This is a genomic window from Streptomyces hokutonensis (assembly GCF_000376565.1).
Taxonomy (GTDB): domain Bacteria; phylum Actinomycetota; class Actinomycetes; order Streptomycetales; family Streptomycetaceae; genus Streptomyces; species Streptomyces hokutonensis.
This window is the reverse complement of the sequence record NZ_BARG01000038.1, coordinates 263,685-276,823: the sequence shown is the minus strand read 5'-3', so window position 1 is coordinate 276,823 and position 13,139 is coordinate 263,685. Positions and strand designations below refer to the sequence as shown.

Below are 13,139 nucleotides of genomic sequence, written 5' to 3'. Positions count from 1 at the left end.
AGACGCTCACTGCCGCTCTCCGTCCTGCGGCCCCGTGGAGACGAACTCCAGGTGCTCGCGCAGCTGTTGGCGCAGATCGGCGGGTATCTGCGCGTAGGTGTGCTCGAAGGGGGAGGCCGGGTCGGGCTCGGCCAACTCGCGGCAACCGGCGCGCAGTTGCTCGGCGAGATCCCGTTCGCGTTGTTCGAGGTCGGTGAAGTGGTCGTCGGTCACCGCGCCCGTGGACCGCAGATGGGCCTCCAGCCGCTCCAGTGGATCCCGGGCCGCCCAGTCCTCGGTCTCGGCGGCGGGCCGGTAGCGGGTCGCGTCGTCGGCGGTGGTGTGGGCGTTGAGGCGGTAGGTGACGGCCTCGATCAGCGTCGGGCCGCCGCCCGAGCGTGCCCGGTGCAGCGCCTGGCGGGTCGCGGCGAGGCAGGCCAGCACGTCGTTGCCGTCGACGCGGATGCCCGGAAAGCCGTATCCGGCCGCCCGTTGGGCCGCGGGGATGCGGCTCTGCACGCTGTAGGGGGCGGAGATGGCCCACTGGTTGTTCTGGCAGAAGAAGACCACCGGCAGGTTCTGCGCGGCGGCCCAGACGAACGCCTCGTTGGTCTCACCTTCACTGAGCGCGCCGTCGCCGAGGAACGCCAGTACGGCCGTGTCGCGGTCGGGGTCGCCCGTCCCGGTGCTGTCGTCCCGGTGCAGGCCCATGGCGTAGCCCACCGCGTGCAGGGTCTGCGCCCCGATGACCAGGGTGTACAGGTTGAAGTGGTGGGCGTAGGGGTCCCAGCCGCCGAGTGTGGTGCCGCGGAAGAGGCCCAGCAGGGCGACCGGGTCGAGACCGCGGCACCAGGCCACGCCGTGCTCGCGGTAGGTGGGGAAGACCATGTCCTGGCGGCGCAGCGCGTGTGCCGCGCCGACCTGTGCCGCTTCCTGTCCGCGCAGTGAGGGCCACAGGCCCAGTTCGCCTTGGCGTTGCAGGGCGATGGCCTCCGTGTCCAGCCGGCGGGTGAGGGTCATGTCGCGGTGCAGGGTGGCGAGGTCGACGGTCGCCAGGTCGAGCGGGAGCCGGTCGTCCGTGCTCAACTTCCCTGAACGGTCGAGCAGTTGTATCGGCGGGTCGGAGGGTGCTGTCTCCGGCGGCGCGGTTTCGGTGGGTGCCATGAAGTGGTCTCTTTCCAAGCGACGGGCGAAGGCGGGGCGGGATTCAGCGCGGGGGCATGCGCAGCGCGCCGTCGAGACGGATGACCTCGCCGTTGAGCATCGGGTTGTCGAGGATGTGGCCGACCAAGGAGGCGTATTCGTCCGGTGAACCGAGCCGGGACGGATGCGGTACGGCCGCCCCCAGCTGTGTCCGCGCCTTCTCCGGGAGCCCCGACAGCAGCGGGGTGTCGAACAGCCCGGGCGCGACGGTGACGACGCGGATGGCCGAGTCGGCGAGGTCCCGGGCCGCCGCCAGGGTCAGGGAGGCCACCCCGCCCTTGCTCGCCGCGTAGGCGACCTGGCCGATCTGTCCGTCGTAGGCGGCGATCGACGCGGTGCAGACGATGACGCCCCGGTCGCCGTTGTCCGGGGTGTTGCCGGCCATGACGGTGGCAGCCGCGGCGAGTACGTGGAAGGTGCCGAGCAGGTTGATCTCGATCACGCGGCGGAAGTCCTCGGCGGGCAGAGTTCCGCGCTTGCCCAGGATGCGGCCGGGGGTCGCGATCCCGGCGCAGTCGACCGCCGCGCGCACCGGCCCGTGTCCGGCCGCCTCCGCGAAGGCCTGCCGGACCTGTTCCGGATCGGTCACATCGGCCGGGACGAAGTGGGCCCGCTCCCCCAACGCGGCTGCCGCGGACTTCCCTTGACTGTCGGGAAGGTCCAACAGCACGACCGTACGGCCCTGTCGGTGCAGCCGGTGTGCGGTCGCCCGGCCCAGTCCGGAGCCGCCGCCCACGATGACGGCAACGGCGTCGTGTTCTGCCACGGTGCCCGCCTTTCTCGGATTCGTTCTTCTCAAGTTCTTTGGAATCAGGGCGCGTTCAGGAGCCGGCGAGATGGCGGCCGATGACCATGCGCTGGATCTGGTTGGTGCCCTCGAAGATCTGGGTGATCTTCGCCTCGCGCATATAGCGCTCCACGGGGTGCTCACGGACGTATCCGGCACCGCCGAGGACCTGGACGGCGTCGGTCGTCACGGCCATCGCCGTGTCGGTCGCGATGAGTTTGGCGATGCTGGCCTGCCGGCTGAACGGCCGGCCGGAGTCCTTGCGGCGGGCGGCGACCAGGTAGGTGGCGCGGGCGGCCTCGGTGCGCGCGGCCATGTCGGCGAGCAGGAAGCCCACGCCCTGGTGCTCGATGATGCGGCGGCCGAACGTCCGGCGCTCGCGGGCGTATTCGACCGCGTGATCGAGGGCCGCCTGCGCGATGCCGACCGCGACGGCGGCGATGCCGAGCCGTCCCGCGTCGAGTGCGGACAGCGCGATCCTGAGACCCTGGCCGGGCTCGCCGATCAGCCGGTCCTCCGGGATGCGCACGTCGTCGAAGTTCATGACTGCGGTGGTCGAGCTGCGCAGCCCCATCTTTCGCTCCGGGGCGCCCGCGCTCAGGCCGGGCGACCCGGCGTCCACGTGGAAGCAGGAGATGCCGTTGCGCGGGTCGTCGGAGGTACGGAGAAACGCGGTGTAGAAGTCGGCCTCACCACCGTGGGTGACCCAGGCCTTGGTGCCCCGGGCCACCCACGCGCCGCCGTCGTCGTGTGCCGCGCGGGCACGGATGGCGCTGGGGTCGGAGCCCGCGTGCTCCTCGGACAGGCAGTACGCGCCGAGTGCGGTGCCGCTCAGCTGCCACGGGAGCAGCGTCTGCCGCTGGCTCGCGGAGCCGAAAGACGCGACTGCGTGGCAGGACAGGGTGTGGACGCTGACACCGACCGCGACGGCGGCCCAGCGGGCGGCCAGCTCTTCGAGTACTTGCAGGTAGACGGCGTAGGGCTGGCCACCGCCCCCGACGTCCTCGGCGAAGGGGAGGGTCAGCAGTCCCGTCTCGCCCAGGACGTGGAACACCTCGCGGGGGAATCGGCCCTCCTCCTCGAACTCCGCGGCGCGCGGGGCGAGTTCCTTGTCCGCGATGTCGACGGTCAGCTCCAGCAGCTCGTGGGCTTCGCCGGAGGGTAGTTCGCGCTCAACTTTCACCGCTGAGTCCCTTTCTCACGCCCTCGAACGGCGGTCGCCGACCGGTTGGCAGGTGTGGACAGTGGAGCGGCGGGACCCAGCGGCAGGCAATTAAGTTGCAGGTATCTTGCACACGATGCAAGAAACTGGACTCACATCAAAGTTTCCCGCAAAGAACGGGCGCCACCAGGAGGACGGGACATGACCGACACGGGACTCATCGACAGCGTCGACCGCGCGATTCTGGATCTACTGGTCGAGGACGGCCGCCGGACGATGACGGAGATCGCGGAACGGGTCAGCCTCTCCCCGTCGGCGGTCAAGCGCCGGGTCGACCGGCTGGAGCGGGTCGGTGTCATCGCGGGCTACACGGTCACCCTCGACCACGGAAAACTCGGCGCCGGATTCGAGGCCTTCGTCGAGCTGCGGTTCGCCGGTGACGTCAAGGTCGAGGCCATCACCATGGCCGCCACCAGCGTCCCGGAGGCCCAGGAGGTCTTCACCGTCGCGGGCGACCCCGACGCCCTGGTCCGCGTCCGGGTGACCGACGTGCAGCACCTGAGAGATGTCATCGACCGCCTCCGGCGCACGGGCGCGGTGATCGGCACCAAGACGCTCATGGTGCTGGGCGCTTGGCGGAGGGGCGACTGAAGAGAACGCATAATCTGCCACTGAGGCAACATAAGTTGCCTCTGAGGTTGACATCAGGTCGAGGATGGTTGCAGCCTGAAAGAAATTCCTCGTGACCTCGCACCGGAAAGGACGTGCTGATGTCCGTCACCACCGGCAGCAACGACATCGACTTCGACAACACCGAGGAACTCGACATTCCTCGCCTCGCGGAGAGCCGCGACACCATCGAGGCCGAACGTGCGCACCGCAAGCGGCAGTTGGCCGCCGCGTTCCGGATCTTCGCCCGCTACGGCTTCGACGAGGGCATCGCCGGACACATCACCGCACGGGACCCCGAGTTCCCGGACCGGTTCTGGGTCAACCCGTACGCGGTGCACTTCTCCAGGATCCGCGTCAGCGACCTGCTCCTCATCGACGAGGAGGGCCGGGTGATCGAGGGCGACCGCAGGACCAACAAGGCGGCCTTCTGGATCCACTCCTCCATCCACCACGCCCGCCCGGACGTCGTGGCGGTGGCACACGCCCACACCATCCACGGCAGGGCCTTCGCCTCACTGGACAAGCCCCTGGACCCGATCGTGCAGGAGTCCTGCGCCTTCTACGAGGACCATGTCCTGTTCGACGAGTACAAGGGTCTGGTCCTCGAGAAGTCCGAGGGCGAGCGCATCGCCGTCCGGCTCGGCGACCGGAGGGCGGCCATTCTCCGGCATCACGGCCTGCTTACCGTCGGGCGGTCGGTCGAGGAGGCCGCGTGGTGGTTCATCACCATGGAGCGCGCCTGCCAGATGCAGCTGCTCGCCGACGCCGCCGGGACGCCCCGGATCATGACCGAGGAGGAAGTGACCCTGGCGCACCGGCAGTTCAGCAACGCCAACATGGCACAGCACAACTTCAATCTCCTGGCCGACCTTGTCGTGGAGGAGGAGCCCGACGTACTGAAGTGATCAGAGGGCCCACCAGCAGTACAGTCGCCGGTTCTCCGCCACGGCCCGCCGGGCCAGCCCGGACAGCAGCCGAAGCAGCTCCAGCGCCTCGGCAGGCGGCAGACCCACTTCCTCCACGGCCCCGAACGGCCCCGCCACCAGGCCCAGTTGGCCATCCGTTGCCGAGGCCAGCGCGTCCCGGAGCGTGTCGGAGACGCTGATGACGAAGGCGGCTTCGGCCTCGGGGTCCGAGAGCAGTTGCCCGGAGCGCGGGCGGGCGCGTGCCTCCTCGTAGGCGCAGTCCGTGAGGAGGCCTTCGAGCCGCGCCATGACGACCACCGGGTCGATGCCCTTCAGGGACAGCACGTCGAAGACCGACGGATCCGGTCCGCCCGGTGCGTCGAGGACTCCGACGGCGGCCTCGTCGCTCGCGGCGGAGTAGTAGTCGCACATCGCCATGCCGTAGATCCTGCCCGATCCCGGGTTCCGGAGGACGCCTGTCGTACGGTTGCCACTCGGGGTTGGTGAACATTGGGGTGGAAATGGCCGTTTCCGACGACGAGTTGACACGCACGCTGCCCGGCATTCTGCGGGAGCACTCGAATCGGATCGGCGACAAGACCGCCTATCTGGACGACCGACGCGCCGTCACCTACCGGGAGTTGGAGCAACGCACCACCCGGCTCGCGGGCCATCTGGTACGGCTCGGGGTGGGGCGCGGGGACCGGGTCGCGATCCATCTGGGCAACCGGGTGGAGCTGGTCGAGGCCTGGCTCGGCGTGTTGCGCGCCGGGGCGATCGGCGTGCTGCTCAACTCGGCCGCGTCGGAAGAGGAGTTGGCGTACTTCCTCGACGACAGCGGCGCCGTCGCGATCGTGACGGAGGCGCCGGATGCCCAACTGGCCGCCGTACGACAGGTGATCGTCGTCGGACGGGACGAACTCGCCGACGGCACCCTCGACTTCGAGGATCTGGCCGGAACGGATTCGGGTACGGCCGCCCGTGACGACCTCGGGCTCGACGAGCCGGCCTGGATCCACTACACGTCGGGCACCACCGGGCAGAGCAAGGGCGTGGTCTCCACGCAGCGTTCCGCGCTGTGGTCGGTGGAGAAGGCGTACGTATCGGCGTACGGGCTGGAGCAACAGGACCTACTGCTCTGGCCGTTGCCGATGTTCCATGCCCTCGGCCACTCCGTGTGCCTGCTGGGTGTCGTCTCGGTCGGCGCGACGGCGCGTGTCCTCGGGCCGGGCGCGAATGTCGCCGAGGCGCTCGCCGCAGAGCCGTTCACCGTCCTGGGTGGGGTGCCCGCCACCTATCGTCTGCTGCTGGAGTCACTGCGCGAGACGGCACGTCCGGTGCCCGCGTCGCTGCGGGTGTGTGTCAGCGGCGGGGCTCCCTGTTCGCCCGAGTTGCGGGCCGAGGCCGAGCGGATCCTGGGCGCTCCTCTGCTCGACGGGTACGGCTCCACGGAGACCTGCGGGAAGATCGCGCTCGAGCGGCTGGACAGCCCGCGTGACGACCTCTCGCGCGGTTTTCCGCTGCTGGTGCTGGACGTCCGGATCACCGATCCGTCCACCGGTGCCGAGGCCGGCGACGGGGACGAGGGCGAGATCTGGGTGCGCGGTCCCGGGCTGATGGCCGGCTATCACAACCGTCCGGAGGCGACCGCTGAGGCGTTCATCGACGGCTGGTACCGCACCGGGGACCTCGGCCGGCGCGACGCGAACGGCCATCTCCATGTCACCGGCAGGGTCAAGGAACTCATCATCCGGGGCGGTGTGAACATCAACCCGTCCGAGGTGGAACGGGTGTTGCTGGCCCGCCCCGACATCGTCGACGCCGCGGTCGTCGGCCGGCGCCACGATGTGCTCGGCGAAGTGCCGGTGGCCTTCGTCGTGCCCGGCCCGGATGGCGTCGACACGGAGCGCGCGCTCGCCGCCTGCCGAGAGCGGTTGTCCGGGTTCAAGGTGCCGGACGAGATCTATCCGACCGCGTCCCTCCCCCGTACCGCGTCCGGGAAGATCGCCCGCGCCGTGCTCGTCGAGGAGTTGCCGGAGCGCCTCGCCGCGGAACGTACGGCCGCCTCGGCCGCGCTGCGCGAGCGGCTCGCCGCCGCGTCCGACGCCGTACTCGACCTGGTCCTCGGCGTGACGGCACGGACCCTCGACGTCCCCCTACCGGAACTTGACCCCGAAGTACCGTTCAGCGCCCAGGGGTTGACCTCGCTCGGCGCCGTCCTGCTGCGCGACCGGCTGGGCACGGCGACCGGTCTCGCGCTGCCCGCGACGCTGGTCTTCGACCACCCCACGCCCACTGCCGTGGCGGACCTGGTGCGGGACGCGTTGCACGGCGAGAGCCACCCGGCGCCCGCGCGCACTTCCGCGAGCGACCCCGGGGAGCCCATCGCCGTCGTCGCCATGGCCTGCCGCTATCCGGGCGGGGTGGAGTCCCCGGAGGACCTGTGGCGACTGGTCGCCGACGGCACCGACGCGACCTCCGACTTCCCCACCGACCGCGGCTGGAACGTGGCCGACCTGTACGACCCGGACCCCGACCGCCTGGGCAAGTCGGTCACCCGCCGGGGCGGTTTCCTGCACGACGCGGCCGACTTCGACGCGGCCTTCTTCGCCATGTCACCCCGCGAAGCCCTGGCCACCGACCCCCAGCAACGGCTGCTCCTGGAGACGAGTTGGGAGCTGCTGGAGCGGGCGGGGCTGGACCCGGCCGGTCTGCGCGACAGCGACACCGGTGTCTTCGTGGGCGTCATGCACGCCACCTACGCGAGCCGACTGCACCACGGCGGGCACGAGTTGGAGGCGCATCTCGCCCTCGGCTCGGCCGGCAGCGTGGCCTCCGGCCGTATCGCCTACACGCTGGGGCTGCGCGGCCCCGCCGTGACCGTGGACACCGCGTGCTCGTCGTCGCTGGTCGCGATGCATTCCGCCGTACGGTCCCTGCGCGACGGGGAGTGCTCTCTCGCGCTGGCCGGCGGAGTCACGGTCATGTCGTCGCCCGGCCCGTTCATCGCGTTCAGCAGACTGCGCGGGCTGGCCCCGGACGGCCGCTGCAAGCCCTTCTCGGTGGCGGCCGACGGCACCGCGTGGGGCGAGGGCGTCGGCCTGGTCCTGCTGGAACGACTCTCGGACGCACGCCGCAACGGCCACCCCGTACTCGCCGTGCTGCGCGGCTCGGCCGTCAACTCCGACGGCGCGTCCAACGGCCTCACCGCCCCCAACGGCCCCGCACAGCAACGGGTGATCCACGCGGCACTGGCCGACGCGGGGCTGTCCCCGGGCGACATCGACACCGTGGAGGCACACGGCACGGGCACCGCGCTCGGCGACCCGATCGAGGCACACGCGCTCCTCGCCACCTACGGCCAGGACCGCCGCCCCCAACGCCCGCTGTGGCTGGGCTCGTTGAAGTCCAACCTCGGACACACCCAGGCGGCGGCCGGGGTCGGCGGTGTCATCAAGACGGTGCTGGCGATGCACCACGACCGACTCCCCCGCACCCTGCACGCCGACGAGCCGTCCCCGCACGTGGACTGGTCGTCGGGCACGGTACGGCTGCTGACCCAGGACGAGGAGTGGCGGCCCGAGCCCGGACGGCCGAGGCGGGCGGCGGTCTCGGCGTTCGGCATCGGCGGGACCAACGCGCACGTGATCCTGGAGGAGGCGGAAGCAGCAGACGTCCCACCATCCCCGCGCAACGCGGTGACACCCCCATTGCTGCTCTCGGCCGCCACCCCGTCCGCCCTCCGGGCACAGGCCGCACGCACCGCGGCCTTCCTCCGCGAGCACCCCGAACTCCCTCTGCTGGACGTGGCGTTCACCCAAGCCATCAGCCGGTCCGGACTCCCCCATCGCGCGGCCGTCACCGCGAGCGACCGAGCGACGACCCTGACCGCCCTCGACGCCCTGACGGAGTCCGCTCCCCCGCACACAGCCGCCCGCCTGGCCCTGTTGTTCACGGGCCAGGGCGCCCAACGGACCGGCATGGCAAGGGAGTTGTACGACTCCTTCCCGGTGTTCGCGACCGCTTTCGACGCCCTGTGCACACGCTTCGACACCCACCTGGAACACCCGCTGCGCTCAGTGCTCTGGGACGCGGACAAAGCCGCCCTCCTGGACCGCACGGACTTCGCCCAGGCCGCCCTGTTCACCTACGAGGTGTCCGTCTTCCGGCTGCTCACTTCCTGGGGTGTACGCCCGGACTTCCTGGCCGGGCACTCGGTCGGCGAGCTGGCGGCGGCCCACTGCGCGGGCGTGCTGTCCGAGGCGGACGCCGTCGAACTGGTCGCGGCCCGGGGGAGGTTGATGCGGGAACTGCCGGAGGGCGGCGCCATGGTGGCGCTCGACGCCACCGAGGCAGAGGTGACAGCCGAGTTGACCGAGGGGGTCGCGATCGCGGCCGTCAACGGCCCGCGCGCGGTCGTCGTCTCCGGCGCGGAGCACCCGGTCCTCGCGCTCGCTGAACGCTTCGCCGTACGAGGCCGCCGTACTGTCCGGCTACGGGTCAGCCACGCCTTCCACTCCCCACAGATGGAACCGATGCTCGCCGAATTCGGCCGAGTCGCGGGTGAGTTGACGTACGGCACCCCCAACATTCCGGTGCTGTCGGGCCTGACCGGGCTTCCGGCCACCGGGGAGGAACTGCGCTCGGCCGCCTACTGGGTACGGCACGCCCGTGAGGCCGTGCGGTTCGGGGACGCCGTCAACTGGCTGGCGCACGACGGACGGGTGACCGCGTTCGCCGAGGTCGGCCCGGACGCCCACCTCACCGCCCAGGCTGCCGGCGCCGGCAAGGAACTCCTCTTCGTCGCGACGGCTCGGCGGGGAAGCGCCGAGCCGCGGACTCTGTACGACGCGCTCGGCCAACTCCACGTGCACGGCGCGCGGTTGGACTGGCGTCGGGTCTACGCGGGCAGCGGCGCCCGACGGGTCGACGACCTGCCGACCTATCCCTTCCAGCGGCAGCGCTACTGGCTGCCCGACACCAGCAGCGACACGACCGCCGGTTCCGGGCACCCGCTGGTGACGCAGGCGGTCACGGTGCCGGGTACGGAACGGCTGCTGTGCGGCGGCCGGTTGTCCGGTGCGGCTCAACCTTGGTTGCGGGATCACGTCGTGGGCGGACACACCCTCGTACCGGGCGCGGCCTTCGCGGACCTCGTGCTGCACGCGGGCGACCTGTGCGGGCTGGCCGTACTGGAGGAACTCGCCCTGCTGAACCCGCTGTTCCTGCCCGACGACGACGAAGAGGGCGTCCAGGTCCAGGTGGTGCTGGGTGAGCCGGACGACTCCGGGTGCCGCGCGGCGGACGTGTACGCGCGGCCCGAGGAGTCCGGGGCGCTCGGCGCCTGGACACAGCACGCGACCGGCCGGCTCGGCCCGATCGTGCCGGGTGTCCTGGCCGACCCGCTCACCGTGTGGCCGCCGACGGGCGCCACACGGGTGGATCTCTCCGAGGCCTACGACCGGGTGGCCGCGGCCGGGCTGGCGTACGGTCCGGCGTTCCAAGGGGTCACCGCGTTGTGGCGGCGGGACGAGGAACTCTTCGCCGAGGTAGGCCCGTTGCCCGTCGCGGACGTCCGGCGCCATGTCCTCCACCCGGCGCTGCTGGACGCCGCCCTGCACCCGGGGCTGCTCGCCGAACCGCCCACCGGTCCGGCCAGGCTGCCATTCGCCTGGCGGGGCCTGACCGTGCACGCCACAGGCGCGACGGCACTGCGCGTCCGCATGACGAGGCCCGGCCCGGACACGATCACCCTAGATCTCGCGACCCCGACCGGCGCACCCGTGGCCCACCTGGAGTCGATGACGACCCGCCCGGCACCGGAGATCGGTCCTGCTCCGGCCGGGGAGCTGTACCGGCTGCGGTGGACGAAGGTGCCCGCTGCTGGTGAGGTGCCTGCCGTGGACGTGTCACAGACGGACGATCTGAACCTGGCCGCGTTCCTCGCCTCCGCCGACGACGAGGAGACACCGGAGACGACAGTCGCCTCCTTGACCGCTCCCGGCGACCAGGACACGGACCCGGTCACGGAGGCACACCAACTCACCGTACGAGCAATGCAGTTGCTGCAAACGCACCTCGCCGGTTCCGGACACCTGGCCGTGGTCACGCGCGGCGCCGCCGCACCGTCTCCCGACCTGCCCGCCGCCACGGTCTGGGGCCTGCTCCGAACCGCACAGGCCGAGTACCCCGGGCGCCTCACCCTCGTGGATGTGGACGACCACCCCGAGTCCCTACGACAGCTGCCCGCCGCGCTCGCCACGGGCGAACCCCAAATCGCCATACGCGACGGCGTGTTGAGCGTGCCCCGGCTGGCAGCCGCGCCCCCTTCCGAGGCCGAGGGCTCGCTCGCCGGCGGCACCGTCCTCATCACCGGCGGCACCGGATCCCTCGGGGCGATGCTGGCCCGGCATCTCGTCGAACGGCACGGAGTACGGCGGCTCGTCCTCCTCAGTCGACGCGGCGAACAGGCGCCGGGCGCCCGGCAGTTGCGTGAGGATCTGCAACAAGCGGGCGCTCAAGTGGATCTGGTGGCCTGCGACATCACCGAGCGGGACCAACTCGCCCCCGTGCTCAAGGCGTTCGGGCCCGACCTGACCGCCGTAGTGCACGCGGCCGGGGTGCTGGACGACGGCGTGTTGGCGTCGATGACACCTGAGCGGCTGGCGGCGGTGCTGCGGCCGAAGGTCGATGCGGCCTGGCAGTTGCACGAGTCGACGAAGGATCTGCCGCTGGCGCGATTCGTGCTGTTCTCGTCGGCGGCCGGGCTGCTGGGCAATCCGGGACAGGCCAATTACGCGGCGGCGAACTCCTTCCTGGACGCGCTCGCGCACCACCGCTCCCAACTGGGCCTGCCCGCACTGTCGTTGGTCTGGGGCGCGTGGGCGGACGAGGAGGGTATGGCGGCGCGCAGCGGCCGAGTGCACGGCGGACCGGTTCGCGCGGTCTCTCCGGAGCAGGCGTTCGCGCTCTTCGACGCCGCGCTGGGCAGTGTCGAACCGGTCCTCGCGCCACTGCCGTTGGACCGCTCGCCGAAGGCGGTCTCGGCCGGGACAGTCGTCCCGCCACCGCTGCGCGAGCTGTTGCGCGCGGGCCGGCCCTCGGCCGTCGCAGCGAGCACGGGTGGCGTCGGGGTGCCGGACGACAGCGCCGGATCCTGGCGGAGCCGACTCGCGGCCCTGTGCCCGTCCGAGCGGTTGCCCGCCTTGCGGTCACTCGTCCGTACCGAGGTCGCCGCCGTGCTCGGACACACCGAAGTCGACGCCGTGGACCGGGACTTCACGGAACTGGGCCTCGACTCCCTGATGAGCGTCATGCTCTGCAACCGGCTGAGCCTGCTGACCGGGACACCGCTGGCGGTCACCGTGGCCTACGACTGGCCGGACACCGACCAGCTCGCCGAGCACCTGTACGGCGAGTTGCGCGGCACACTGCCCGACGAGCCCGCCGACGCAAGCGTCCCGGCACCGGCACCGGCGCGGTCCGGTGGGCGCGGTCGCGGAGCCGGGCAGTCGCTGCCGGCCCTGTACCGGCAGGTGTGCGAAACCGGTGATGTCGTATCGGCCATGCATCTGCTGGTGACCGCTTCCCTCGGCGCCACCGCCTTCGGCCCGGAGGAGGCCGCCCGGCACACGCTGCCGCCGCTGCGGCTCGCCTCGGGCACCCGGGGGCCGGCCCTGGTCTGTGTTCCCGGCTTCGCCTCCAACCTGGGCCGGCCCTGGTACGCCGGGCTCGCCGCCTGCTTCGAGGGTGAGCGGGACGTGTTCGAGGTGCGGCACGCCGGGGTCGATCACGGGGACGCGGTGCCACGGGATCTGGAGACGCTGACCGCGTCGCTCGCCGTGACCGTGCGACACCAGCTCGGGGATCGCCCCTATGTAGTGGTCGGTCATTCCATAGGCGGTTCGGCCGCGCACGCGCTCACCGCGCACCTGGCGGGTCTCGGCGCTCCCCCGGCCGGACTCGTGCTGATCGACTCGTACCAGATCACCCCGGACCGGGAGGCCGAGCCGTGGCTGCTGTCCCTGCCCGCCCGGATTCCGCTGGCGGCCGGCGAGAGATTCGACACTCTGGTGGACGATCTGACACTGCTGTCGCTGGGCGCGTACACGCGGATGTTCCGTGGCTGGCGGCCCGAACCCACGCGGGTGCCAAGCCTGTTGGTGCGGGCCTCCGCGCCGCTGGCGGACATGCCGCAGGCGTGGCGGTCGTCCTGGCCCGGCGTGCGGGACACTGCGGATGCGCCCGGCACTCATCTCAGCCTGCTCGAAGGGGACGCGCCGACCACGGCCAAGGCGGTGCGCGACTGGATCGAAGGCCTCGCATAGCCCGGCGGGAGAGCGAATATCTGTGTTCGCGGCATGAGAAACGGAATTCACGGCCGCACACTCACGATCGCACCGTGCTACTATTGATCTCAGTTGCAGTTGTG

Annotated in this window: 7 protein-coding genes; 3 read left to right on the top strand and 4 right to left on the bottom strand. The window is 71.2% G+C overall.

Features of this window, described 5'->3' with window-relative positions; translation table 11 throughout:
- Window positions 1–6 precede the first annotated feature (6 nt).
- From SSP08S_RS23825 to SSP08S_RS23815, 3 genes are read right to left on the bottom strand one after another with little or no spacing between them, the layout of a single operon-like run.
- Window positions 7–1,143 carry a thiamine pyrophosphate-dependent dehydrogenase E1 component subunit alpha gene (locus SSP08S_RS23825; RefSeq protein WP_019070150.1) on the bottom strand — a complete coding sequence of 379 codons (1,137 nt, stop codon included), beginning with the start codon at window positions 1,141–1,143 and terminating at the stop codon, window positions 7–9.
- Between the two features lie 43 nt (window positions 1,144–1,186).
- Complete coding sequence (locus tag SSP08S_RS23820; protein ID WP_019070149.1) at window positions 1,187–1,948, bottom strand: SDR family NAD(P)-dependent oxidoreductase; 762 nt, start codon at window positions 1,946–1,948, stop codon at window positions 1,187–1,189.
- A gap of 55 nt (window positions 1,949–2,003) precedes the next feature.
- The gene (locus SSP08S_RS23815) at window positions 2,004–3,152 is read right to left on the bottom strand and encodes an acyl-CoA dehydrogenase family protein (protein ID WP_019070148.1); all 1,149 of its coding nucleotides are present in this window, start codon (window positions 3,150–3,152) and stop codon (window positions 2,004–2,006) included.
- Between the two features lie 180 nt (window positions 3,153–3,332).
- Between SSP08S_RS23815 and SSP08S_RS23810 the strand changes: the two genes are divergently transcribed.
- Both SSP08S_RS23810 and SSP08S_RS23805 read left to right on the top strand, forming a co-directional pair.
- Window positions 3,333–3,782, top strand: a complete 450-nt coding sequence (locus SSP08S_RS23810; RefSeq protein WP_019070147.1) for an Lrp/AsnC family transcriptional regulator — start codon at window positions 3,333–3,335, stop codon at window positions 3,780–3,782.
- A gap of 119 nt (window positions 3,783–3,901) precedes the next feature.
- Window positions 3,902–4,708 (top strand): class II aldolase/adducin family protein, encoded by an 807-nt coding sequence (locus SSP08S_RS23805; RefSeq protein WP_019070146.1) that lies wholly within the window; start codon window positions 3,902–3,904, stop codon window positions 4,706–4,708.
- Here SSP08S_RS23805 and SSP08S_RS23800 read toward each other — a convergent pair whose 3' ends face one another.
- The gene (locus tag SSP08S_RS23800) at window positions 4,709–5,146 is read right to left on the bottom strand and encodes a hypothetical protein (RefSeq protein WP_019070145.1); all 438 of its coding nucleotides are present in this window, start codon (window positions 5,144–5,146) and stop codon (window positions 4,709–4,711) included.
- An 83-nt stretch (window positions 5,147–5,229) separates the two neighbouring features.
- On the opposite strand from SSP08S_RS23800, the gene SSP08S_RS23795 reads away from it, so the two are divergent.
- The gene (locus SSP08S_RS23795; RefSeq protein ID WP_043259625.1) at window positions 5,230–13,035 is read left to right on the top strand and encodes a type I polyketide synthase; all 7,806 of its coding nucleotides are present in this window, start codon (window positions 5,230–5,232) and stop codon (window positions 13,033–13,035) included.
- The last annotated feature ends 104 nt before the right edge of the window (window positions 13,036–13,139 follow it).